At 52.1% G+C, this 24,007-nt stretch carries 26 protein-coding genes; 7 read left to right on the top strand and 19 right to left on the bottom strand.

All coding sequences use genetic code 11. The annotated features are described in order from the left end of the window. Nucleotides 1-180: 180 nt before the first annotated feature. Nucleotides 181-729 carry a pyridoxamine 5'-phosphate oxidase family protein gene (locus tag C162_RS04180; RefSeq protein WP_036691550.1) on the bottom strand — a complete coding sequence of 183 codons (549 nt, stop codon included), beginning with the start codon at nucleotides 727-729 and terminating at the stop codon, nucleotides 181-183. A 149-nt stretch (nucleotides 730-878) separates the two neighbouring features. On the opposite strand from C162_RS04180, the gene pdxR reads away from it, so the two are divergent. Further along, nucleotides 879-2,312: a MocR-like pyridoxine biosynthesis transcription factor PdxR gene (gene pdxR, locus C162_RS04175; RefSeq protein WP_036691549.1), complete on the top strand. Its 1,434-nt coding sequence runs from the start codon at nucleotides 879-881 to the stop codon at nucleotides 2,310-2,312. A 130-nt stretch (nucleotides 2,313-2,442) separates the two neighbouring features. Here pdxR and C162_RS04170 read toward each other — a convergent pair whose 3' ends face one another. From C162_RS04170 to C162_RS04130, 10 genes are all read right to left on the bottom strand, one after another. Continuing rightward, complete coding sequence (locus C162_RS04170) at nucleotides 2,443-2,712, bottom strand: hypothetical protein (RefSeq protein WP_036691547.1); 270 nt, start codon at nucleotides 2,710-2,712, stop codon at nucleotides 2,443-2,445. A gap of 76 nt (nucleotides 2,713-2,788) precedes the next feature. After that, on the bottom strand, nucleotides 2,789-3,199 hold the full coding sequence (locus tag C162_RS04165; protein ID WP_036691545.1) for a hypothetical protein: 411 nt from the start codon (nucleotides 3,197-3,199) through the stop codon (nucleotides 2,789-2,791). 124 nt (nucleotides 3,200-3,323) lie between these two features. Next, nucleotides 3,324-3,548, bottom strand: a complete 225-nt coding sequence (locus C162_RS36585) for a hypothetical protein (RefSeq protein WP_200869180.1) — start codon at nucleotides 3,546-3,548, stop codon at nucleotides 3,324-3,326. Next, nucleotides 3,539-3,880, bottom strand: a complete 342-nt coding sequence (locus C162_RS36580) for a GNAT family N-acetyltransferase (RefSeq protein WP_200869179.1) — start codon at nucleotides 3,878-3,880, stop codon at nucleotides 3,539-3,541. Before C162_RS36580 ends, C162_RS36585 begins: the two co-directional genes overlap by 10 nt. Nucleotides 3,881-3,901: 21 nt before the next feature. Further along, the gene (locus C162_RS04155) at nucleotides 3,902-4,879 is read right to left on the bottom strand and encodes a phosphotransferase (protein ID WP_036691543.1); all 978 of its coding nucleotides are present in this window, start codon (nucleotides 4,877-4,879) and stop codon (nucleotides 3,902-3,904) included. Further along, a complete protein-coding gene (locus tag C162_RS04150) occupies nucleotides 4,869-5,768 on the bottom strand; it encodes an NAD-dependent epimerase/dehydratase family protein (protein ID WP_036691541.1) in 900 nt (299 codons plus the stop codon). Before C162_RS04150 ends, C162_RS04155 begins: the two co-directional genes overlap by 11 nt. A 12-nt stretch (nucleotides 5,769-5,780) precedes the next feature. Continuing rightward, complete coding sequence (locus tag C162_RS04145) at nucleotides 5,781-7,325, bottom strand: class I adenylate-forming enzyme family protein (protein WP_036691540.1); 1,545 nt, start codon at nucleotides 7,323-7,325, stop codon at nucleotides 5,781-5,783. Nucleotides 7,326-7,411: 86 nt separating this feature from the next. After that, the gene (locus C162_RS04140; RefSeq protein WP_036691538.1) at nucleotides 7,412-8,734 is read right to left on the bottom strand and encodes an SMI1/KNR4 family protein; all 1,323 of its coding nucleotides are present in this window, start codon (nucleotides 8,732-8,734) and stop codon (nucleotides 7,412-7,414) included. Nucleotides 8,735-8,894: 160 nt separating this feature from the next. Next, the gene (gene dhaK, locus C162_RS34955; RefSeq protein ID WP_036691536.1) at nucleotides 8,895-10,655 is read right to left on the bottom strand and encodes a dihydroxyacetone kinase subunit DhaK; all 1,761 of its coding nucleotides are present in this window, start codon (nucleotides 10,653-10,655) and stop codon (nucleotides 8,895-8,897) included. Further along, on the bottom strand, nucleotides 10,652-11,794 hold the full coding sequence (locus C162_RS04130; protein WP_036691534.1) for a glycerol dehydrogenase: 1,143 nt from the start codon (nucleotides 11,792-11,794) through the stop codon (nucleotides 10,652-10,654). The genes dhaK and C162_RS04130 overlap by 4 nt, the downstream gene beginning before the upstream one ends. A 172-nt stretch (nucleotides 11,795-11,966) precedes the next feature. Here C162_RS04130 and C162_RS04125 point away from each other — a divergent pair, with 172 nt between their 5' ends. The 5 genes from C162_RS04125 to C162_RS04105 all read left to right on the top strand — a co-directional run bounded on the left by C162_RS04125 (nucleotide 11,967) and on the right by C162_RS04105 (nucleotide 15,359). Continuing rightward, entirely contained in the window at nucleotides 11,967-12,968 is a 1,002-nt protein-coding gene (locus C162_RS04125) for a PocR ligand-binding domain-containing protein (RefSeq protein WP_036691532.1), read from the top strand. 34 nt (nucleotides 12,969-13,002) lie between these two features. After that, entirely contained in the window at nucleotides 13,003-13,278 is a 276-nt protein-coding gene (locus tag C162_RS04120) for a hypothetical protein (RefSeq protein ID WP_036691530.1), read from the top strand. 138 nt (nucleotides 13,279-13,416) lie between these two features. Further along, entirely contained in the window at nucleotides 13,417-14,121 is a 705-nt protein-coding gene (locus C162_RS04115) for a DUF421 domain-containing protein (RefSeq protein WP_036691529.1), read from the top strand. 98 nt (nucleotides 14,122-14,219) lie between these two features. After that, complete coding sequence (locus C162_RS04110) at nucleotides 14,220-15,074, top strand: LysR family transcriptional regulator (protein WP_036691527.1); 855 nt, start codon at nucleotides 14,220-14,222, stop codon at nucleotides 15,072-15,074. A gap of 27 nt (nucleotides 15,075-15,101) precedes the next feature. Then, a complete protein-coding gene (locus tag C162_RS04105) occupies nucleotides 15,102-15,359 on the top strand; it encodes a helix-turn-helix domain-containing protein (RefSeq protein ID WP_036691740.1) in 258 nt (85 codons plus the stop codon). 67 nt (nucleotides 15,360-15,426) lie between these two features. On the opposite strand, the gene C162_RS04100 is transcribed toward C162_RS04105, so the two are convergent. The 8 genes from C162_RS04100 to C162_RS34070 form a co-directional block, all read right to left on the bottom strand. Beyond that, nucleotides 15,427-15,927, bottom strand: a complete 501-nt coding sequence (locus C162_RS04100) for an SMI1/KNR4 family protein (protein ID WP_036691738.1) — start codon at nucleotides 15,925-15,927, stop codon at nucleotides 15,427-15,429. Nucleotides 15,928-16,016: 89 nt separating this feature from the next. Beyond that, nucleotides 16,017-17,219 (bottom strand): hypothetical protein, encoded by a 1,203-nt coding sequence (locus tag C162_RS04095; protein WP_156949547.1) that lies wholly within the window; start codon nucleotides 17,217-17,219, stop codon nucleotides 16,017-16,019. 147 nt (nucleotides 17,220-17,366) lie between these two features. Next, on the bottom strand, nucleotides 17,367-18,410 hold the full coding sequence (locus tag C162_RS04090) for an NAD(P)/FAD-dependent oxidoreductase (protein WP_036691525.1): 1,044 nt from the start codon (nucleotides 18,408-18,410) through the stop codon (nucleotides 17,367-17,369). Continuing rightward, entirely contained in the window at nucleotides 18,410-19,387 is a 978-nt protein-coding gene (locus C162_RS04085; RefSeq protein WP_036691523.1) for an ABC transporter substrate-binding protein, read from the bottom strand. The genes C162_RS04090 and C162_RS04085 overlap by 1 nt, the downstream gene beginning before the upstream one ends. A gap of 98 nt (nucleotides 19,388-19,485) precedes the next feature. Next, nucleotides 19,486-21,090 (bottom strand): helix-turn-helix domain-containing protein, encoded by a 1,605-nt coding sequence (locus tag C162_RS04080; protein WP_051493222.1) that lies wholly within the window; start codon nucleotides 21,088-21,090, stop codon nucleotides 19,486-19,488. A 76-nt stretch (nucleotides 21,091-21,166) separates the two neighbouring features. Then, nucleotides 21,167-22,135 (bottom strand): helix-turn-helix transcriptional regulator, encoded by a 969-nt coding sequence (locus tag C162_RS04075; protein WP_036691522.1) that lies wholly within the window; start codon nucleotides 22,133-22,135, stop codon nucleotides 21,167-21,169. A gap of 70 nt (nucleotides 22,136-22,205) precedes the next feature. Continuing rightward, nucleotides 22,206-22,436 (bottom strand): hypothetical protein, encoded by a 231-nt coding sequence (locus C162_RS04070; protein WP_036691520.1) that lies wholly within the window; start codon nucleotides 22,434-22,436, stop codon nucleotides 22,206-22,208. Between the two features lie 157 nt (nucleotides 22,437-22,593). Then, nucleotides 22,594-23,223 carry an AraC family transcriptional regulator gene (locus C162_RS34070; protein ID WP_051493221.1) on the bottom strand — a complete coding sequence of 210 codons (630 nt, stop codon included), beginning with the start codon at nucleotides 23,221-23,223 and terminating at the stop codon, nucleotides 22,594-22,596. A 209-nt stretch (nucleotides 23,224-23,432) separates the two neighbouring features. Between C162_RS34070 and C162_RS34065 the strand changes: the two genes are divergently transcribed. After that, nucleotides 23,433-23,972, top strand: a complete 540-nt coding sequence (locus C162_RS34065; RefSeq protein ID WP_051493220.1) for a DUF6199 family natural product biosynthesis protein — start codon at nucleotides 23,433-23,435, stop codon at nucleotides 23,970-23,972. Nucleotides 23,973-24,007 lie beyond the last annotated feature (35 nt).

Raw genomic sequence — 24,007 nt, 5'->3', positions numbered from 1 at the left:
ATCCTGGGGTTCACAGCAACTTTGCCGGCCCTCTATCCTCGCTTACATTTGGTCCACAAGCCTCCACCCTGACCATTGTAATCGGTTTTTCGATTACATTTCCGCCCATGCCATAACGAGAACAAGCCCGGGCCGTTACCGGCCCGAGCGCTCATTCTCTATTCAGTTGGAGTGCAGTCCCTACATAATCTGCCCTTCATTCGTCCCTGGCTTGTACATACTCTCTGCTTCAATTGGATTCTCTTTGGCTGTCAGATGCTGCGGAGTAATCCGGTACACTTGTACGGGCCCGCCGTACACAGCCGACCGGTATTTCTCGACATGCTGCTTGGACAGAGGGCGGTTATAGTATCCGGGCACATACTTGTTCATCATCTCCTGCAAGACTTGCGTAGCTTCATCCAAATCCGTCAACGGCTCTGCCTGTCCGAAGACCATCACGCTCATATAGGCGGTATCCGTCTTGGCGGGCACGGGGTTCGTGATCGTTCCATACTCCTCACAGACCGTGAAGCATACTTCTGAATTGTCACTCATCACCTGATTGCGTCTTCCATCCCCGGCCCCATGGATATACAGCTTTCCGTCCATCCACACATAGTTCAGCGGCACAACATAGGGGAGATTGCCATCCGCTAATCCCAGAAACCCAATTCTCGCCTGCTTCAAAAACTGTTCAATCCTCGCCTCATCCTTACATTCCCTGACCTTATAACGAACCGGATTCATATCGAACCCTCTCCTTCCCGCGTCCTCCGCGTATACGTTATTCGGTAGTATATCAGCTATTGGACTGTGCTAAAATATCCAAAGAGGACGGTTCCGAGCAATCCATAATGAAAATACGGAACCAAAGCTACGACTAGGAGGGATGACTTATGATGTTCGTCAACCGCAACGACAGGGGCCCGATCTGGCAGCAACTGCTGAATCAGGCCATTCATAATATTACACAAGGTATCTGGGCGCCGGGCGAGCTGCTGCTCCCTTCCCGTGAACTCGCCGAGCAGCTTGGAGTCTCCCGCTCCACGGTGCAGCTCGTCTATGAGGAACTGCTGAGCAGAGGGTATACCGTGACCTCCCGGCGGGGCGGAACACGGGTAAGCGACTGGAACCCGGCCATTGAAGCGGCTCAAGAGGAGTCGATGCCGGAAGGACCCGTTCCTCCTTCCCTTCCCCTGCTGAACTCAGCGGTAGATCAGCTGCAAGACTGGTTCGGAGGCCCTCAGACTCAGGAGGTGGAGATCGATTTCACCCCGCACGAGCCGTATGTGGACAGGACCTTCCAGAACCACTGGCGGCAATCGCTGCTTCACGCCTCCGCCGCAATGGACGTATCGGATTGGTCCTACGGCAATCCCTATGGTCTCCTGCCGCTTAGGGAACAGATTCAGCGTTACTTGCTGCTTGAGCGGGGCATACGGATCGAGCCCGATCAGATTCTGTTGACCTCAGGCGCCCAGCACAGCCTTGACCTGATTGCCCAATCCCTTCTCACAGAAGGAGATACCGTCTCTGCGGAAGATCCCGGCTTCCCTGCGGCCTGGATGGCGATGAATTACCGGCGGATGCACGTAGCCCCTGTCCCGGTAGACGGGCATGGCCTTGTGGTTGACCAGATCCACCCGGAATCTAAGTTGGTCTTCGTAACCCCATCACACCAGTGCGCCATAGGCTCCGTGATGTCAGAGCCGCGCAGGCAACAATTGCTGTACCAGGCCGTGCAGGAGCAGCTATGGATTATAGAAGACGGCTATGACAGTGAATTCCGCTACCGTGGCGACCCGCTGCCCACGCTCTATAGCCAGGCGCCGAATAATACCCTGTATCTGATGAGCTTCTCCAAAATGATCGCCCCGGCCATCCGCATCTCGGCGATTGTCGGCCCGGCACGGGCCATTGCCCAGTTGGCGCGTGTACAGGAGCTGACCTACCGCCACCTTCCGGTGATGGATCAGCTCACCTTGACCCACTTCATCCAGAAGGGGCATTTCATGCGCCATATGCGCAGAGTCCGCAATGTGTACCGCCGGAGACATGAAGCCATAACCAAGGCTATAACATCCAGCGGTCTAGGCGAGCGGTTCACCCTGAGCGGAGCAGAGACGGGACTGCATGTATTCCTTGAGGCAGAATCAGACTACGACGAGGAAGCCGTGACCCGGTTAGCCCTGGAGCAGGGAATCCGGGTATATCCGCTTGCCCATTACTGCCTTCAGAGCCGCAGGAAGGGATGGGTGCTGGGATTCGCCAAGGTGGATGAGGCCTTGATTGAGCAGGGGATTCACCGGCTGGCTGGGCTGGTGTTATAAATCCTTCGTAAGGGTCCCGGATGATCGGCTACCCCTGCGCCCAAACTGCACATAATAGACCATGCTCACCGCAATAACCAGAACAGCAAGCACCAAGAGAATATTACTAAACACAAAGGCACAGCTTGTCCTATTCCAATAGCGTGGTAACGCCCAGTGCAGCAAATAGGAGCAAGCCCAGCCCCAGCAGAATGCCTCCCATCAGCGAATACCGTACCTCCCGCTGGAACGATGCGGTGCCTGGGCCTCCAGGTGCCGGCGGACCGGGCTGGGCTACCACGCCCTCCAGACGGGTACGCCTGCCCGTGCGCCGCCGTTGATAGCCAATAATGAGTAGTACAATCCCCAGCAGACTTAAGAAGCTGCCAGGGTAGACGAATGTCATCCACAGGTTGTCCATAGTACACCTCCCTGTTCGTGATCTTGATCTATACTTAACCAAGACACGGTACGCCAAACAGGGAGATGCCGCCAGGCTAGAAGCAGGTGAACGAGCTAACCCGGTTCAAATCAACGCCGTAGTATCCCCAGAAGAAGCCGTTCCATCTGAAGCCCGCCACCGAACTTCTGCCCACGAATACCGGGTAGAACCAGAACTGCTCACCATTATTCAGCCAGATATAGGTGTTGCGGAACAGGCATCCTCTGATGCCTCCGGGGTCAACCGCATAAGCCGTGACCGCCGGTGCTTGCGGCACGAATTGCGGCGGTGGCGCCGTCGGTGCCGCTACTCCTCCCGGCGCACCCCCGGGCGTCCCCGGAAATCCTCCGGGCCCTCCGCCTGGAATCCCTGGAACCCCCGGCCCTCCCGGCAAGCCTGGTCCACCCGGAAATCCCGGTATCCCCGGAAATCCTCCGCCGCCTCCCGGCACTGGTATAAATCCCATATCTATCATCCTCTCCGTTTCATTAGGCATAATCATCATATGCATTCGCGGAGAAGATGACTGGGCGGATGCCCAGCTGCAGTGGGCTTTTAACAGCATCCCGCCTAACGGAGGGTAATCGTCACTACAGCTCCTTTTTTACGCGGCCATAATAATCCGATAACTCGAACTCCTTGAGCGGAATATACCCCTGCCCTGTAAGAACAGCCCTGCGTGCTGCCGCAGCGTCGATGGCCTTGGTCATGATCCATTCCACACCGAATGCATGGTAGAAATGCTCCTGCACCAGCTCCAGGACAGCGTTCAGCACCTCTTCCTGCTCATATACGCTCATCACATCTATGCGCAATACGCCATGCACCCCATAGCCGGGAGCCCCCCGCGGTTAAACATCTCCTCACTTCCGATGATCTCGTTAGTAGGATTCCAGATGATCGTCATGCGGACAAACTGCTCCGTGTCATAGCTATACCTCCAGAAATCAAGCGCCTGCTTCATCCGCTCCGCTGTTGGATAGTAGAACGTATCGCCATTGCAATTATCCGCGTTGAACAAGGGCACCGCCTTCTGATCTGCGTAACAGTTAAGCAGACCTGGAGCATCCTCCTCCAGCACCGGCCGCAGGGTAATTTGTTCATTTCGAAATACCGGACAATGCTTATAGAGGGTGTACATAGCCATCTTCCTCCTCCTCATGAATCATCAGACTATATCGTAAGAGCGGAACTCACCAATGAACTCCTCCAGCCAGTCTTCCGTATAATCCAGCGCACCGCTGTCACTGATGAACTCGACATCCAGTCCCATCACCCACAAGCGGCGGGCCATCATAAACAGATCAATTACAGATTCATCTTGTTCAGAAAAGTCTCTCACCGAGCGGTAGCCCGACATTAATGCCTGCCACAGCGGTTCCTTCTTCTCGTGCGGCAGACGTTTTCTGTGCCGGACCTGGGCCAAGTCGTAGGCCCGCCAACCCGGAGCCGCCCATTCAAAATCATAATGCGTGAACGTATCTCCCTCCTGGAAGGCATTGTTATTCCCGTGCAAATCTCCGTGGCAGATGCCCCAGTCCAGGCCCGGACTAGCAGCGTTGACCCGCTCCGTTAATGCACCGGCGAACTCGCGCAGATACGCAGCAGAGCGGTGTCCCTCACCGAGATAATCCACAATAAGCTCCAGCGGCTGGGAGATCAGAGCGCGGGTATCCAGATCCGGTCTAGGCAAATCTAAGGAGACCCTGTCCATGGCAGCGTGCAATTCAGCAGCAGATTTCCCGAAGGAAATACACGATTCCTCATCATGCAGCACGTTCTCCGTGCCTGTCAGATAGCTGTAAATCACGGCAACTCTCGGGCCCTCCGGCGCATCGATGACCGTATATAAGCTGCTGTTCTTTTGAGGGAGGGGAACGGAAACCTTTGTATTTACTGCACTCAGTTGGTGTTCCAGCTGTGTCAGGAGGGACAATTCATAGACAACATCACTTTCAGCTATCGATTGGCGGTAGATCCGAAGAATATAAGTGCCTGTGCCGGTACGGATTCTGTAAGTATCGTTCAAGCCGCGTAACCAGAACAGGCAATCCTTCCAATCTCCAAGGTCATACAGAGAACTCAGACAGTATTCCAAATACTTTGGATCTAGAACGGAACGCATGGCCTTCGGTTTAGGATACATTTAGCTCTCCCCTTGCTTGCTGCTCCAGCCGGACAACGGTCTCCTCGAACGTTTTGACCGGGCTGTAGGCCAGCTCGTTTTTTATTTTGCCGCAGCTATATGCCGTTCTTATAGGGTCTCCGCCCGGTATGACGAACTTCTTGTTCAGGGCAAGACCGATACGCATCGTAAAATCTTTTTCCGGGTAATTCCCGTCAATTGCGTTATAGCACTGGTTCCCGGCCGCAGGCTGCGTCGCTGCCAGTACACACATCTCTGCCAGGTTGTCCGCATGCACCCAAGGCGTTAAGTCCTCTGGATGAATCCAGTCCACTTCCCCTGAATCAGTAAGCTTAGCGATCAGTCTGTCGCCCCAGTGCGAGTTGGATTCGGAGCAGATTACTCCAGGACGCAGGATCACACTGGTTAAACCGTTAGCCATTGCAGCCTGCACGATTCGTTCCGATTCACATTTGGTTGAAATATATACCTCCCCGTGGCCGAAGGCAAGGCTGCTTGCCTCATCCAGCTCCACCTCTCCATCAAAATGACCATAGACCGATACCGTAGAAATATGCACGAAGCGCTCTACTCCCGCAGCTACAGCACCGTGGGCCAGACTCTGGACCCCTTGAACATTGGACGCTTCGGCAATCGCCCGATCCTCCCCCAGATACGCCGCAGCGTGAATGATAACGTTCACATTTTGAAGTGCGTCCTTGATGGCCGCTCTATCGGTCAAGTCTCCGATGACGGGTGTAATGCCGAGCTCTTCACATAGCGCGATCTGGTCCCTATTTCGGATAAGCCCTTTAACCTCTGCTCCCTCGCTAACACATCTTCTGGCAATTTTATCTCCTGCCGTGCCCGTAACACCTGTAACGAGAACGACTTTATCACGAAGTCTCATGGAGAACCTCCTTTAGTAAATACTATTTTTTATCGCCTTCTTATCTATTTTGCCTACGGATGTTCTGGCAAGTGAGTGAGTAATCACTAAGCGGGTAGGCAGCTTATATTCGGCTATCGATTGACCGCAGAATTGTTGCAAGTCCTCTAGAGCGAGTGTCTGCTTATGCTTAAGTACAACTACTGCTGTGACTTCTTCACCTTCATCCGGCAAGGGGGTTCCTATAACAGCAGCCTCAAGAATAGAGGGGTGTGCGCTTATTACCTGTTCCACTTCAGCACAGTAGACATTAGAAGCCCCTACTATAATCATATCTTTCTTCCGGTCCACAATGTATAAATAACCGTCTGCATCCAGTCTGCCGAGATCACCCGTATAGAGCCACCCATCTCGGATGGTCCTGCCTGTCTCTTCCGGATTGTTCCAGTAGCCAAGCATAATTTGTTCACTTCGGCATATGATCTCGCCAACGTCTCCTTGTTCTACTTCTTGCCCTGAGTCATCAACTATACTAACCTCAAACGGCTTCTGGCCCCAGCGGTTCATATGGGATGGATTTCCGACCGATTGCAGCCGATGCAGCTTCCCTTCTGCAAGGCACTCTTGTACGGATAAGAAGCTGATAAATTGGCCGCTCTCCGTCTGTGAATACACCTCTGATAACTGCGCGTTAGGGAATACTTCAAGAGCTTGATACAAGGTCTTCTCACTGATAGGAGCACCTCCACAGGATATGCCTGCCACGAATCCAGCTTCTCTGGAATGGTTGCCTGCCAAGGCAGTGATATCCCTGAATAAAAGTCCGACTGTTCCCAGGAACCTGATTTGCTCACGCTCAATAATGTCTATGACCTCGTTAGCCTGCAGCGGATAGGAGTCCGGATAAATGAGACAGCCCCCTTCAAAAAGAGTTGTCCAAAGGATAAATTGTCCGGTAAGATGGGCTTGATTAGGAACAAGCGATTTCTTGGCCGGATTATGCCCTCCGCCTCTTGCAGGGTTCATGAAAGCCCATTTTCTGATCCTACGATGAGAGTGCATCACTCCCTTGGAGCGTCCCGTTGTACCCCCGGTATAAATAAGAAGAGCGACATCATCCGGCTCTGCTATATACCATTCTGTTAGTGGAGAGGAGGCCGCAATTAAATCTTCTAAAGACAGGCCGCCGTTGACCGGCTTGAACGTGATAGTTAAAGCTATACTGGGCGCTGAAAGAGAAGAGGCTATTCCCGGATGATCCGCATCGTACACGATAGCTGTTGGGGCAGCATCTTCAAGGATCTGATTCATCTCTGCAGGAGCCAAACCTGGAAAAACCGTAACTGGAATGGCACCTATAGCAATTACGGCACATTCTGCAATCACAAGATATGGGCAAGGTTCACCTGCAAGCGCCACCCGTTCACCGGGTCCTACTCCCAAATCCTTCAGACCTCCCGCCACACAGCTCACCTGATGCAGTAATTGTTGATAGGTCAGATACTCATTTCTATACTTTGTAGCATAGTGATCTGACTGTAACCGGGCCACATGAGGCAATATTTCTGAAAGAAGCATACGTATACCCTCCAAGAATGTTTGTCCTGCTATTTGCTGATCACAGGGGCCTTTACAAAGACCGATTTTAGGCGGGGAACATCCGCTCAGCCAAAATAATCATCCGGCAAGTGCAGCTCCCTGAGGCAAGCGGCGAATTTCTCCCTGAAATTAGGATTGCCTTTGTATTCGGGCCATATCGCCTTATAGTAAGGCAGCAGCTTCTCGTGTGGAATAACGTCCCAATGTGAAATGGAGCTGCGCAGTACCTCTGTACCTCCCGTACGGAACATCTGTTCAATGATCTCCCAGCTCTCCTGCTTATTCCCGCATTCCCTCACGGCATAGATCGCAGTCGTCTGCATAACCAGGCTGGCATGGCACAAGAAGTGTGCGAAGTCACGGAGGTTCACAGCATCGCAGTCTTTAAGGATATAACCTGCATAACGCAGAGTTTCCGCATCATTAATCCGTTCAAGCCTCTGCCGGATCACCGGAATGAATTCGGTCCGGTCCTCATTCTTGCCGTAAGTATGTAGAATGCTTAAGGCGCGGAGCGCTCCCTCAGAATCATCCGACTGCAGCAGCTTGAGCAGATAGGGTCTGCCCGCCGCAAAGGACGTTTTGCAGAGCAGCGAGATGGCAGTGTTGGCATCCCGGGAGACCTGCCCGGCCACATTGTTTAGGAATTTCAGGGTGGCCGGGGCGATTCGCTTGAACTTGAACATCGCCTCTAGCGCTTTGGCCTGCAGCTTCTCGTCTGGGGTGTTCCGATACAGCTGAATAAGCGTATTCTCGTCACCCGGCAGCCGGCTGCCAAACCATGCGTTGTCATAATCCAGAATAATCTCATCCAGCCAGCGCTCGTACCAGTCCAGGAAGTTGTCTTCATAGACGAAGAAAAAAGGACGGTCCGGATAAAAATCGGAGGTGTACACCACTCTCCCCCGGTGTTCCCCTTCCAGCACCAGATACATCTCATATTCGCAGCCCTGGGTGCCGATGCACAGCATTCCGCCAAGCGCCTTGTTTCTGGTCTCCTCGTATTCTTCATCCGAGATGTCCCGCTCGCCCGTCAAAGGCTCCGTCAGGATATTCCATTCCTCTGCGCTCATCCCGGGATGAAGCGCCGCCCGGCCCTGGAGTGCCGGAAGCTCGGTATAGGAGGTGGCTTGTTCAAGCGGATAAATTCCGTAATACGGTCCGGCCCCGCCGTTCCCGATCTCTGTCAGGAACCGGGCGAATGGTTCAGGAAGCTTGATCCCATATTGGGCCTCCCAGTCTGCCAGTTTGCCTGCTGTAAGCTTATCTTCCTGCCTGTATTGATGTGATGAGGACCCAAATTCCGCGAATTCCGCATCCTTGCGAAGGGCCTGCCCCAGCTTTGTCTTGATCCGCTCAAGCTGCGCTGTCTGCTTCTCTATATTCATGATGATCCCTCCTGCAAAAGAATCTGTCTCCTAAAAATGACCAGGCCGATCATCTTCCATCATATCACACCCTGCATATATTCCAGGCCCCTCGTTGACTAGACAAGAATAAGCCCGCCGTCACGGTGAAGTGACAGGCGGGCTTATAACGTTGGAACACTTACTGAACAGCGTTAGACAGCTCTGTGAAAATAACCCCCAGGGCAAATGCGCCCGCATCCGGGTAGCCGATGCTGCGCTCGCCCACCGTCCCGGCCCGGCCCATCCGCGCGACGATAGCTTCTGTGCGTCTGGCCCCCTCAACAGCCGCTTCGGCCGCTCTGGCAAAGGCCTCTTTCAGGGACAGCTTCTGCTCCGCACTGCTCTTCCAGGCTTCAGCACAAGGAATCAGCGCATCGATCAGCGTCTTATCGCCTACAACTGCTCCACGTCCGAAGGAGCGTTCGCCGGTAGCCTGGATGCCCTGAACCGCTGCTTCCAGCATTCCGGCCATCTCCAGCGTATTCAGCGAGGTGCGGCCTGCGGCATATTTGCCTGCTGAACGGAAGGCTGAGCCCCAGATCGGACCGGAGGCTCCGCCGCAATGCTCCATAATGATCAGGGAGCAGGCCTGAAGGAAGCTCCCAATATTCGTGGAATGATGCTGAAGCAGCTCCTTCCATTCCCGCTTCAATTGCTTGAAGCCCTTGGCGACGCTCATCCCGAAATCTCCATCACCTGCATGGGCGTCCAGCTCACAGAAGGGAGCCTCATTCGCGATAATAATCTCGCTCATCTTATCCACCAGATAGATGATATTCGTAAGCCGCAGCCGTTCGTCACGGAGGACAGCGAAGCCCGGATCGGTCTCGGCCGTCAGGCTCCACTCAGCCTGAGCCTCCTGCTGCGGAAGAGGGCTGACGTATTGTACCGGCGCAAGGTCGCCCGTTAGCCGGAGCGCCGGAGTATCGCAAGGCTCAGCAAGCCATCTGCGCAGCTCATCATCCAGCTTCATCAGGCTGATGGAAGCACCTGCCATATCTATGCTGGTCATATAGTTGCCCACAAGAGATTGGCGGATGATGATCCCCCGTTCTCCCAGACTACGGATTACGGAGTGATTGAGCAGGTACAGCTCCTGCAGAGGCGTTGCGCCGAAGCCGTTGACCAGCACCACTACCTCTCCGCCGTCCGGCTGATCCAGGTTCAGACTGGCCAGCAGGGCAGTGATCATACGTTCCGCCAGCTCATCGGCGCTAAGCAGCTTTTCTCTGCGGATGCCCGGCTCCCCATGAATGCCGACCCCATACTCCATCTCATCCTCCTGAAGCTGGAAGGTAGGCGTACCCTTGGCCGGAACCGTGCATGAGGTAAAAGCAAAACCAAGACTGCGCACATGCTCTGCCGCATGCTGCGCGGCCTGCTTCACCTCTGCCAGCGGCAGTCCGGCCTCGGCAGCCGCCCCGGCAACCTTATGCACCAGAATCGTGCCTGCAACCCCTCTGCGCCCCACCGTATACAGGCTGTCTTCTACTGCAATATCATCATCAACCTTCACATAGTCCACAGCGAGGCCATCCTCAGCCGCCAAATAAGCTGCATTCTGGAAGTTCATTATATCACCGCTGTAATTCTTGATGATCAGCAGCGCGCCCTTGTGGCCGGTATGGTTGCGAATCGCCTGATAGACCTGAATCTGTGACGGGGAGGCGAAGACATCGCCGCAGACTGCGGCATCCAGCATTCCCGGTCCGACCAGCCCGGCATGCGCCGGCTCATGGCCGCTGCCCCCGCCGCTGATCAGCGTTACCTTGTCAGGATTCGGCGCAGACCTGGAGATAATTTTGTATTTGCTGTCGAATGTCAGCTGCGGATGAGCCATCACCAGTCCGCTGCACATCTCACGGACGAGGTCCGACGGGTCGTTGATTATCTTTTTCATACGCGCTGCTCCTTGCTCTTCTTGAAGGCTTCGCCCAGCTTGTCAGCAACAGCAATGGCAGCGGCAACCGCTTCAGCGGTAACCGGGAACGGCATCGAATGAATCGACTCCTCCGGGATACACGCCTTGCGGGCCACTTCCATCAGCTCCTCATGGGAGATGGAAGCGACACCAATATCAGCCAGGCATACGGGAAGCCCCACAGAGTGGCAGAAGGACAGCACCTGATCGATCTCTGCCTGCTGCGCATTCTCCAGAACGAGCTGTGCAATCGTGCTGAAGGCCACCTTTTCGCCATGATAATAATGATGAGTGCCTTCAAGCGCCGTCAGGCCGTTATGGATAGCATGTGCGGCAGCCAGGCCGCTGCTCTCGAACCCGAGCCCCGACAGCAGGATGTTGGTTTCAATAATATTCTCCAGCGCCGGTGTCACCACGTTCTGATCGCAAGCCAGCTTGGCCTTGGCGCCATCCTCCAGCAGTGTATCGTAGCATAAGCGGGCAAGGGCCAGCGCGGCTTTGGTGCCTTTGGCCTCCGTAATCACGCCTGCATGCACTCCGCAAGGAAGCCCCGCATTGACATTCGAATAGGATGCCGCAGTAGCTCTGGCCTCGAAGTAGGTGGAGAGGGCGTCGCCCATCCCGGATACCAGGAAGCGGGTAGGAGCCTGCGCAATAACAGTAGTATCAATCAGCACAACCGATGGGCTGGCTTTGAAGTAAGCATAATCCTCGAAAGCGCCTTCAGAAGTGTAAATAACAGCAGAATGGCTGGTGGGTGCATCGGTGGCCGCAATGGTAGGAACGATAATCAGCGCATCGCCTTCTGCCACACATTTAGCCGTGTCGATCGCTTTGCCGCCGCCAAGACCTATAGTACAAGCACACTTGTGCTCACGGGCCAGCTCCTGTAGTCTGGAAATCTCCTGCCGGGAGCATTCGCCCTGGAAATCCCCCTTCACCAGTGTAATGCCGAATTGACTGCTGGTGGCATCGAGCTTGGCTTGCACACGCTTCACATCATCCGGGTGCGCAATCAGCAGAGCCGATGTGCCGAAAGTACTGACGAAGTATCCCAATTGAAGCAGCTCATCTTCACCTTGTGTGTACTTAGCCGGGCTGATAAAGGTTCTTCTCATTCTTTCATTCCTCCTCGAGTCGTATGTCCCCATTATAGACAACTGGATAGAGGGGCGCATGGGACAAAGCAAACGAATTAATATGCTGCAAAATAGTATTATTATGTTGCCCAGATTCTGAATTATAATTATCCTGTTCTCATTATGACTGTAGATGGAAAGGGTGAGCCGGATGCAATCCAAATTCGACTTGAAGTATATCATTGATTTGGACGAATGGGGCAAGCTTCAGGAATCGTTGTCCCTTGTGACACGCATGGCCATCATTATGGTTGATTATAAAGGCGTGCCGGTTACGGCACATAGCCGCTGTCAGGCCTTCTGCCAGACCGTGCGCAGCGACAAGGAATTCTCAGCCTATTGTCAAAAATGTGACGCGCGCGGAGGTCTAGAGGCTGTGCGGCTGAGCCGGCCCTATATCTACCGCTGCCACTTCGATATTCTCGACATTGCTATACCTATCATTGTCGATAATCAGTACATCGGTGCGCTGATGGCCGGACAGATCCGGCTGGCGGAGGGAAGCGGCCCGAATCTGGAGCAGATTGTATCCCGCCCGCAGCAGGACGCCATGACGGAGGATCGGGCCCGCAAGTACGAACTGCTGCCCGTCATGACCTATGGGGAGGTTGTGGCCACCGCCGATATGCTCTATCATTTGTGCAACTATGTGGTCAAGGAATCGATCCTGAAGCATGAGCTGCTGGAGAGGAACCGGCAGGTTGAGGCCTTGAACCCGCAGGAGTCCAAGCTCCAGCTTGAGCTGCCGCCTCTGCCTGTAGAGCCGCCTTCGGCTCCCAAGACTCCGGTCTCTTCGGGAAGCGCATACAAAACGGAATGCATAAGTCCTACGCTGCAGCCTGCTTTGGACTATATGCTAAGCCACCGGGAGGAGAATTTCTCGCTGAAATCGCTGGCGCAGCTATGCCATATCAGCCCCAGCTACTTCAGCCGCCTGTTCACCAGGGAGATGGGCGAGCATTTCTCCCTATATGTCGCCCGCATGAAGGTCGGGTGGGCGAAGGAGCTGCTGGCAACAACCGATTGGTCAGTCAACGAGATCAGCAATCACTTGAATTTTTGCGATGCCGGCTATTTCATTAAGATCTTCAAGAAATACGAGTCGGCAACTCCCCTGTCCTACCGCGCTTCGCTCATAACCAATCGAATATAATAGATGTAACACTATTCGAGCAGGAGGTTATCTTATGAAGCTGAACGAACATGGTGTGCTCATCATTGAAGAGGATGATATCCACGACATGTACTTTTTTCTGGCCCATGACGGGTTGTCATTCAAGGATTCTTTCGAGATTGGATTGGAAAAGCATAAGATTGAGCTGTACCCCGGCAGCGCATCTGCTATTGTTCCCCCGCAGGCCATGCCCGAGGACTATGGCTACCCGGAAGAAGACCTTCCCCGTATAGTGGAGGGGATTTATTCAGCTGTCCGGGAGTATGATCCGGGCTTCGGGGTGTGGTAACAGAAGACCCGAGACCGTTGGTGTGCCAGGCTTATTGCAAATGCTTTTTACGAATGTCTATTACGGCAGGTTTAGGGCTATTCTTAGGGTGTAAGCTAGTCTAACTGCCCTAAGAACATAGAGTAAGGAGTATGCCTGTTGCCAACTTATCTGGAAATTATCTTACGAACGATCGCCGCTTTTGTCCTCCTTATGGTAACATCGAGAATCCTCGGGAAGCAGACGATCTCCAATATGACCTTCCATGACTTCGTGAGCGGTATTACGCTGGGCTCCATTGCAGCGAATCTGGCGTTTAATAACAAGCTGAGCTATGGGCTCATCGCCGTATCGCTGCTGATCTTCTTCGCCATCTCTTTCCTCGTCTCCAAGGCCGCGCTGGAGAGCCGGACATGGAACCGGTGGGTATCCGGTACGCCAACCGTTATCATTGAGGACGGGACTATTCTTGAGGACAACATGCGAAGCATCCGTTACACCTTAGACTCCCTGGCTCAATCGCTGCGCGAGAAGGATATTTTCAATCTGGAGGAGGTGGAGTACGCTTGCCTGGAAGGCCACGGGAAGCTGTCGGTCAAGAAGAAAAGCGAATATGAGTGGGTGACGCGCAAGGATCTGAAGCTGCACGCCGCAGCAGTCCAGTCCTTCCCGGTTGAGCTGATCATGGACGGCAGGATCATTGAAGACAATCTCGCCCACAACGGGTTGACCGCCCAGTGGCTAAATCAGGCGCTTGAGCAGCGGGGCAAGTCCGTAGCCGATGTGTTCTATGCGGTAAGAGGGACGCAGAAGCAGTTATACTTCGATTACTATGAGGATCACATCGACAACCCCATTGATTGACCATTCATTGATGGGAAGCATCAATGATGGAATTCAGTACAATGATCAGCATCGGAAGGTACTACCATAGATTATGATATACAGAAGGTGACACCGCAATGGAAAGTGGAGATTTGAGGATTTTTCAGGCTGTGGCCCGTGAGGGTACGATTACGAGAGCTGCGCAAGCCTTGAACTATGTACAGTCGAATGTGACGAGCCGGATTCAGTTCCTGGAGGCTGAGCTGAAGGTACCGCTGTTTCACCGGTCCAATCGGGGAATGATGTTAACGCCTGCGGGCGAGAACCTGCTGGAATACGCGAATGCTATACTGTTGCTAATGGACGAAGCTGTACAATCGACACAATACTCCGAGCACCCGGCCGGTCCGCTGCGGATTGGCTCTATTGAGACGACGGCGGTCATTCATCTGACATCCATGATCGCCGGCTACCATTCACGCTACCCTGATGTCCATCTGTCGCTCATCACGGGTGAAACGCATGACCTTCTGCACAAGGTGCTTGATCATAAGCTGGATGGTGCCTTCGTATACGGCCCCATAGACCAGCCGGATATCGGGCATATTGTGGCTTACGAGGAGGAGCTGGTGCTAATTGCTGAACCGGGGGAGAGCGAACTCCAAGAACTGCTGCACAAGCCCATGCTGTTCTTCGACGTTGGCTGTACGCACCGGGTTAAAGCGGAGCGCTTCCTGCGTGAGAGCGGGATGCACTCGGTTCAGATCCGGGAATTCGGCACGCTGGAAATGATTCTAAACGGAGTATCTGCCGGACTCGGCGTCTCCCTGCTGCCTAAGTCCTCGATCCGCAAGGCGGAACAGGCCGGACGAATCACTTCCCACCGCCTCCCCGAAGAATACCGGAAGCTAGAGGTATGGTTGATATACTGCCGCAACGCCATGCTCTCCAGTGCAATGTGTAGGTTTGTGGAGATGGCTGGGCAGGGATAGATCATGGATATACAAGGAGTATTTTCCTTGAACGATACACCCAATACCCTTAAACAAATTATCGGAAAAAACCGTAAAACGATACGACTCAAACAAGGCTTGAGCCAAGAGGACCTTACTCACGAATGTAATGTAGACCGTTCCTATATCTCTATGATCGAGGTCGGCCGCAACGAGCCGTCCATCACCAAAATATTTGAACTTTGCAGAGGTTTAAAGATTACTCCCTCCTATTTCATTAAATTGGTTGAACTTGAGTATGACAGAGACCGGGAGCAGGATTGAAGCAAGAGAATGATAAAAAAGATCAGAACCAAGTTCCTCAGGTTCTGATCTTTCTGCATCTTAGAATCTATCTATTCGAATTCGACATCATCCAGGCCAGGAATTCTCCAAACGAATCGGCTACCTTCTCAACCTCTTCGAATTCAGGCTCACATCCATGAACAATAGCCCCGCTATCCGTTGCAATGGCATAGAAGGAATAACCATCCTCCACAGACATTACGATCGGCAAGTGGTGATCCCACCAGGCTGTGATCTCAGACTGCCAAGCTGAATCACCCGCTGCGGCCTCCAAACTTAGGAGTTCAAATTCATTCCACCGGAATTCGGTTTCCGCACTATGATTGAACTCAGCCTCACCCATAAACCAGGTTTGCTCATCCGGTGCAACGCACGTCTCAACCACCTTTAGAAATTCTAAATACTCATCAGGTAGTCCTGTATATCGGGAAGTAATGCCGCTATCTAAATGTAGCTGAGAACCGGACTTCCTCCTTATCTCCCAGCCCTTCTCCTCCGCCCAAGTCATAAATTCCACAACTTGAGCTTTCCCTTTTCCATTATTCATGTCCAAATGTTACACCTGCCCATCTGCTTAAGAAATGGAAACTCCTAGACTAATATACCATTTCCGCAGGTTTGCTTACATACAACAGGTCATTCCGTTACCTTAATTTGCACTGTTGCATCCATGTCCTCCCACTTCTTACCGTTAGCCACATGATATTCTCTTTCCGTGGTACCGTCTGTTTTGGTATAGCTGATGGCAAAGACCTGGCCTTTTTCGATCAGCATCGGGTATTGGTCATACGTAAGAACATTATCCGTCAGCGGCAGCTTGCTCGCATCTGCATAAGCTCCTTCCAATCGCCAAAACTCCCGGAAGGCGTAATCCTTGAATCCGCTCAAATCACTTTTCCCAAAATACGATGCCGCATACTTTTTGCCCTGCATGGTGATTTCATCCACTCTGAGCGGTTCAATATCCTTTGCCATCCAGCTAATGTCCTCGGAATGCAGGTTGCGGCCGTAGTGCTTCCGTAATTGATTCGCCATACAAGGAACCGCTTGGGTGATACGTTCCATTTCATTGACTCCGGTATGCGCTGCGCCGTAAATGCCCATGATGTTCTCGCTGCCCAGCTTTTCAAATTCACGGATGAAATTCTCCGCCATTTTATTCTCCCGGTATACATTATCATAACTCCTGTAATATATCAGCCCCTGCTGAATGGCCTCGGTAGTTAAGGTGTACATCTCTGATCCGGTGAGGTTGTTGTCCGCAAGATAAGACAAAAACCGCTTACCGGTTTTATCGCGTTGATGCCCAACATCAGTCCCGTGGAAAATAGTATCCGGACACCCGCTTTTTATTTTCTGAAAAAAAGTCTTCGTATAGGGAACGTGACCCGGAGTCCCTTCCCAATCCTGATAAAGCTCCTCCAGAATGTCGTCATTGTCTGACTGCATCCACAGGTTCAAGTATTCGGCAGCATAATAGGACTGCTCCACGAATAGGTGCCTCATTCCCTTGTTGTGGTAATAATCAGACCAAGCTTCGTACTCCTTGTCCATAATCTTGGCTACTCCATGGGATTCGCCATACAGATAAATCTGGCCGGTCGCTTTGGTCGTTAGCGGGGTGGCCACAGGCGTTGCCTGGGCCAGTTGGGCAGGAAGTGCCGATAGACTGGCTGGTTGTGTAGACGGACTTGCTTCCTCGCCCGCTGAGGAGTTGCCGCTGCAAGCTGTCAGGCTGCTGATCAGAAGGATAGCCATTAGGACAAGCAGCAGAGGTCGGCTGCACCTTCTTCGGGCCTCAATCCAAATTGTGAATTGTTTCACATTAAATTCATTCATAACTACGCACCCACCTTTCACAATCATTTCTAAATCTTGAATAATCTTAATATCGCTTAATCATAAAATACGCCCTCCACTTTCCGCTACAGCAAAACGCACAAGCCCTTTGGCTTGTGCGCTCGTATGCACCGCTACTTTATATGCTCACTTGCTCTGCGATGCTTTGTACTTCTGCCGCTCTTCCTCATTCTTGTCCGCAAAACGGTCATTATGGGAGGAGACCCCGGCCATCTTGGAGCCGGTGGGATCGATATATAATTTGGCACTGTTGACGGCAAGCACCGCATCATTGAAGGCACCGGCGATCAGCCTTACCTTTCCCGCATGGGTTACAATATCGCCTGCGCCGAAGATGCCTGGCATGCTCGTGCACATGGCCGGGGTTACCGAGATGCCGAACTCTTCATGCTCCAGCCCCCATTCGAGGATCGCCCCGCCGAAATCCCGGTCGAACCCGTGATTTACCAGCACCTCATCCACTTCCATGCGGACCGTTTCTTGGGCATTCACCTGCTGCAGGGTCACCGATTCGATTCTGCCTTCATGGCCGTGTAGCCGGGATACGGTATAGGGAACATACACTGTAGCCAGAGCTTTCATCTCGGTCACCGAGGATTCGAAGGCGCTGAAGTCATCCCGTCTATGAACGACATACACCTCCTTCGCAACCTTAGCGATAGCGACCGCCCAATCGACTGCCGAATCGCCTCCGCCGGAGATTAGCACTCTTTTCCCATTGAACTTATTGACGTTCGTGACGGTATAGTGAAGGTTGCTGAGTTCATAGCGGTCAGCCCCTTCAATATTCAGCTTCTGAATACTCGTAATGCCGCGCCCCGTAGCCAGAATGATGGTTCTGGAATAATGCTTCTCTCCTGAATCCGCTGTGAGTATGAATATACCGTCATCACGCTTCTCCATCTGGGCGATTTCCTGCCCGAATACAATACTTGGGTCAAAAGTAGCCGCTTGTCTGATTAACGAATGGATGATCTCCTCGCACCGGACAGGCCCGATCCCGCCAACATCCCATACCAGCTTCTCGGGATAGGTGCGCATGAATCCGCCCAGTTCCTGCTTGGCTTCGATGATTTTCGTCTTCATCTCCCGCATTCCGCTATAGAAGGCTGCATACATCCCGGCGGGGCCCCCGCCGATGATAATGACGTCATAGATATCCTGTTCCATTAGGGCACCAACTTGTCTACCAGATAATCCAGGAGCAGCGGCGTGCCGATCAGTCCTTCACCCACTACAAAATCGGCTGTCTCCAAGCGGTACACACGCCCTTTTTTCACAGCGTCCATCGCATTCCATATCGGAGACTGCTCCAAGTCCTTCATAGACTGCTCACTGCTGTAATTCTGCATCATGCGTTGCTCTACGAAGATATGATCTGCCTTAAGGGTGGGGAACACCTCCAATGATATCGGCGTGAACCATTCTTTATGGTCTTTTAACTGCTCCGGAATATGTAGTCCCAGCTCGTTATACAAAATGCCGCTTCCGGGGCTTCCAGCCTCCTGGCCCAACACCCGATATTGGCTTTGCTCCACACGCAAGACGAGAATTGTCTGATCCCCCAGAGCCTGTTGCAGTGTCTGTTTGACGGCTTTTATTTTGTCATCATATTTGCTCAGTGCTACTTCAGCTTGCTTCTCTTTGTCGAACAGCTTGCCAAGCGAAGTAACGATTTCCTTCACCGTACCCCCAGCCTCGACTGCAACCGTAGGCGCAATCTTGCTCAGAGCTTCATACCTTTTAGCATCAATCGTCCCGCTATCTGCAATAATCAGATCTGGTGCTGCGGCAAGAATAAGTTCAAGATTCTCTTCATATTGCTGAACCTCAATCATTGTCACCTTGTTGTCATTGAATAATTTCGGACGGTACTCGGGTTCAATCTCTTGTACAAGGGTGACCATATTAGGAATCACGCCGATTTCAATTAAGTTCTCGGCATAATTAGAGTTAAGGACCAGCATGTTCTTCGGCTTCACAGGAATGGTGATGTCACCAAAAGCACTTGTCACAACACGTGTGGCAGCCTCACCAGGCCCTTCTGTAGCCTTCGCCGTGCTGCCGCTGCCTGCCTTAGTGGTGGAGCAAGCAGCCAAAGTCAGAATAACTAGCATAGAAAGTATATAGAGCATAGGTTTTCTCATTACATTGCAGCCTCTTTTCTTTGATAATGATTATCACTATCAAATTATAAGGAATAATGATAGAACCTACTATAGCCTAAAATGTCGTAAACATTGGATTATTGTGTCTCTGGAGCCCCGCTTTCCAACATAGCCTGTTCCATTTGCTGCAGGATTGCCCTTTTGCCATACGCGCTGCAATTATTAATCCATAGCCCGGTATCCACATAGATCACCCGGTTATTCTTCACCGCGTCTAAGGCGGCCCATTTCTCACTGGTCTGTAGCTTCGAGAGGCTAAGATCTGCGCTATAGTAATCCATAATACGCTTCTCAATGAATAGATACGTAGGATTGGCCTCCGCTAATTGCTGCAATGTGCATGGATTGAAGCTGTTCTCGTGGGCACGGACAATCTCAGGCATGGTTAACCCCAGCTCCTTGTATAGCAGGGTAGCTGCATCGCTGGAGGATTCACCGATATAACGATAGCCGAGCTCTTCAACACGAAGGTACAGAACGGTGGAGCCGCCCGGAAGTTGCCGTTGCAGCTTGTTTCTCAAGAGATCGGCCTGTACAGTAAGCCCGGCAATGAGCTGTGCTGCCTGGGCCTCCCGGTTGAACAATGTGCCGAAATAGCTGATCAGTGCACTCAGATCATCCGGCAGCCTCGTTAGGATGGGAGCAATGGCCCGGAAATATTGTTTCAACTCTTCTGTTAAATGCTCAGCAACAATCAGATCGGGCTCTTGCTCTGCAATGAGGTCCGGCAGAGTGACATACTGCGGCATGGCCAGTAAGGTCACTCCATGCATATGGAACAAGGGTTGTTGATAGTCCGGGGTTAAGGCACTGACAATAACAACAGATTGGGGGATTACCCCTAAGGCTATTGCTATCTCTGCATGTGCCGCGGAGAGGAAGCATATCCGGCTGTCTGCAACCGATGATTTGAACCGCATGGGCGGAAGCCCGGCTACCTGTCTAAACTGCCGGCTGAAATATTGCGCATCTTCAAAGCCTGTCTTCCTCGCCACCTGTCTGGAGGAGTCGTCCGTAAGCAGCAGCCACTCCTGAGCACGATACATCCGGTAACGGATCAGATACTCCACCGGTGTTTTATGATAGAGCTGGGTGAATTTCCTGGAGTAATAGGACGGGCTGTATCCGGCGATTGCCGCCAGTTCATCTCTTGTAATCATTTGATGATAATTCTGCTGCATATAAATCACCGTGCGCGCCAATCTTTGCTCAAGTGTGCTGTCAGCGGTTGGCTGTTCCTGCTGTAATTCTTTTAACAAATGGTATAGAATGTACTGCTTCATGGTGATGCCAAGCGGCCCGGTGCTCCTGGTGAGGGAAGACCGGATCTCTGCTACCACCGCTTCAGGCACACTTTGAACCCTATAGCCCGCCGCCCGGTCTGTATTCCAATCGCAAGGAGATTGCATTTCTGTGTCATAGGTATTGAAGCTAATCAAATAGCCCGAGAAATCAAAATGATTGGCAGAGGCTAGCCGGATGACCGAACCTTTCTCAAGAGCAATTAACTGGCCGAAAAGAAGCTGCTCTTCATGCCCGTTGATCGACAGCATGGCTTGGCCGTCACTTACCAACAGGAGGGCAGCCTGATCCAGACGCATTGTGGAGGGGGCCGGTAACAAATCTGCTACATCTATAATTTCTGTGCAATGGGCAAGCCAGCCCGGATTAGCGTCATACATGGATATACTCCTTAGGTTCATTATTGATATATAGTAAAGCACCCACCCTATGAAAGCAGCAGGCGCTTGGCCTTAATTATGACTTCCGTACAGGCCGGACATACTTGAAGTACCGCTCCGGGTTGAAATAGAAGTAGATGATCCGGCCGGGGGTAGGGTCGGAGCAATAGCCAGTGCCTGTATAGTCAAAAGCGGCCATCGCCTGCTCCATCCGTTCCTCGACACTGCGGTTCTCCTGCTCGTAATCAAACGGTCCGTGCTCAAACACAATATACTCGGCCTCAGGGACATCTGCCATCAGCATCTGCGCGGGGACTTCGCCTTCATAATCATAGGGGAGACGTACCCCATAGCACTCTGTACGCGGAAATCCCCAATCGCAGAGCCTGCCGTCCGGGTCATTCATATAGGCCATGATCTGACCGTTGCCGCTGTTCGTATCGCTTCCGCCGTCATCATCCAGCTTGCCCTTGATACTATCCAGCAAGCCGCTGATGGTCTCGCAGTCCTGCCCCGGAATCAGGCTCTGCTTCTGCCAGAAATCCCAGTACCCGTTGCTCTCGTAGTTCTTAATGTGCAGGAATTTGTGCGCGGGAATGGTTACGAAATAAATTTTAACCTCTTCTGTAGATTTTACCATGCCAACCTCTCCTAGTCCGAATAAGTAGCGGTCAAACGGGTTGATTTTGGTACGAAGGACGACAGGATACGGGTGCCTCCGGTACTCGCTTGGGGCCACACCGTAGGTCACCTTGAACGCCCGCGTAAAGGCCTCATGAGAGGAGAATCCATAGTCGAGCGCAATATCCAGAATGCTTTTTCCGCTATCCCGCACCTCCTTCAGTGCAAAAGCCAGCTTCCGGTGGCGAAGGTAATCCCTAAGCTGCATCCCGGATATCTCTTTGAATTTCCTCGTCGTATGAAACTCCGAATAGCCCAGCTTGTCAGCGAGAGATTGCAGCGTTATGGCCTCACTGTTATGCTGCTTAATGCTGTGGTCCATATCATCGACAATGGTCTGAATCTGCCTGTGCCACTCGTACACCGTCCGTTCACCCCCTCGTTCCAACCGCTCTATAGTCATTCTAGAATACTGGATAAGGCATTTCTTGATTCTACTTGCGGCATGGGATCAGCTTCATCTCTGTAAGATGATCCAGATTGATCTCGATCCTCAGCTCATCATGCTCATTCACCGCGGTTAATGTCCGGTCTTCAATACTTAATTGCTTGATTGTACCGCCCTCATAATCCAGGCTCGTCCAAGCATCCACAATGGTCCAAGGATCATCATTGTACTTCACAATGCTCTCAATCGTTGTGTCACACAGAGGGTGGCAGCTCATGCTCCTCCGTCCAATGCTTCAAGATGAAGTTGCTCATGGCTCTATCCTTCCGTTTTGCTAGTTTTCTCTCTCCTATACTATTTCTGTTAACCACCCCGTTTTCCCTTCAAAAGAGTAAAGGCCATTCCTCGCAGGATGGCCTTAGTACATGTACGGATTAACCCTTCGCCTGCACGGCTATGGGGTAATAAAGATCGAGCTGGAACGCTTCGTTAACAAACATATCCCCGTTGAAAAGGAAGTGCTCCTCCAGCCATTGACCCGGACCCGGCTGATATTTACTGCTCTGCACCCATTCATTTAAGCGGTTCCAGGCTTCGGGGATATCGAGACCGTATAAGCTGGAGACGGCATAGAGACCGCCACTTACCTGCTTGATCCGTACCTCGCCCGAGGGTTTGTCTTCAGAGACCGTAGCCCACATCTCATAACCATGCTCATTCTGGGCACCAGGCTGATTGAAGCCGAAATACCGGGTGGCCGAAACCTGGTCTAACCCTTTTTCCTTCACCCATGCATAGAGCACATTCCACGCCTCATCCTCCGGCTGATTCCCTGCAGTAGTCTGATAGTACGCCACCTTCATCGGCTTCAATTCAATAAACCGGACCTGATGATCCTCCAGCTTCACTAATTGATGTTCCATTCTCCCTGATTCCTCCGTCCCTATATTCAATTCTTCTTCACGGAACATAGCAGCAACGTCCAGATTAATCTTCTTCGACTGCTCCAATAACAGAACGATGGCATTGCCCTTGGCAATCCCCTGCGTCTGCAATAATTCCACATACCGCCGACACCTCTCCGATTTTACTCAGCTGAGTGGTAATCATGAATTCTCCTTTCCTGTGGCTATGAAGTACTTCATGGCTCTATCCTACAGGTTTACGTGCACGTCAAGTCAATACCTATATTGTAAAGAATTTCTATAAAAGAAATCTGAACGAATAGTTTCCCGTAGTAAATATGAATTAACCGACATGGGATGTGATTGATTTGACTGGATTTTTGGGTGCTGTAATCATAACTATTGGATTGGTTATAGCCATCTGGCCTCAGGTAGCCTGGTATTTACGGCTGGGCTGGAGGTTCAAAAAAGCGGAGCCCAGCGGGCTGGCCTTAGGGGCGGAACGGGTAACCGGTGTGGTCCTGGTAATCGCCGGTTTCATCCTGATGGTATCCAGCTGCTCCTCAGGAAACGCAGAACGCCGCTGGTCCGAGCAGTTCAAAGAGAAGCTGGACTCGGGGCAGGTACAGGAAATAAGCATCGGCATGATTAACCCCACCTTATTAAGCGAAGAAGAAACGGATAGAATGATCCAAATGATACAGGATGCTGAGCTTAGACCTTTCGATGCAGGGAATTCATTCGGAGCGAGCAATACCGGGACCATTACTTTTAAGGATCAGACCCGTGTAGACATGGTGATTCTGGGCCCGTCCGGGGGAATCGAGCTGCATCCAGGTGATGCACAGAGCGAATATGAGATTATGAGCGGGGGATTAAAATCGTGGCTTAAGCATTTCGGGAACTAGACATGGTTTTGTGCACAAAAAGGCTGGAGGTTCCC

Source organism: Paenibacillus sp. FSL R7-269 (assembly GCF_000517865.1).
GTDB lineage: Bacteria > Bacillota > Bacilli > Paenibacillales > Paenibacillaceae > Paenibacillus_AQ.
This window is presented reverse-complemented; position numbering and strand designations above follow the sequence as displayed.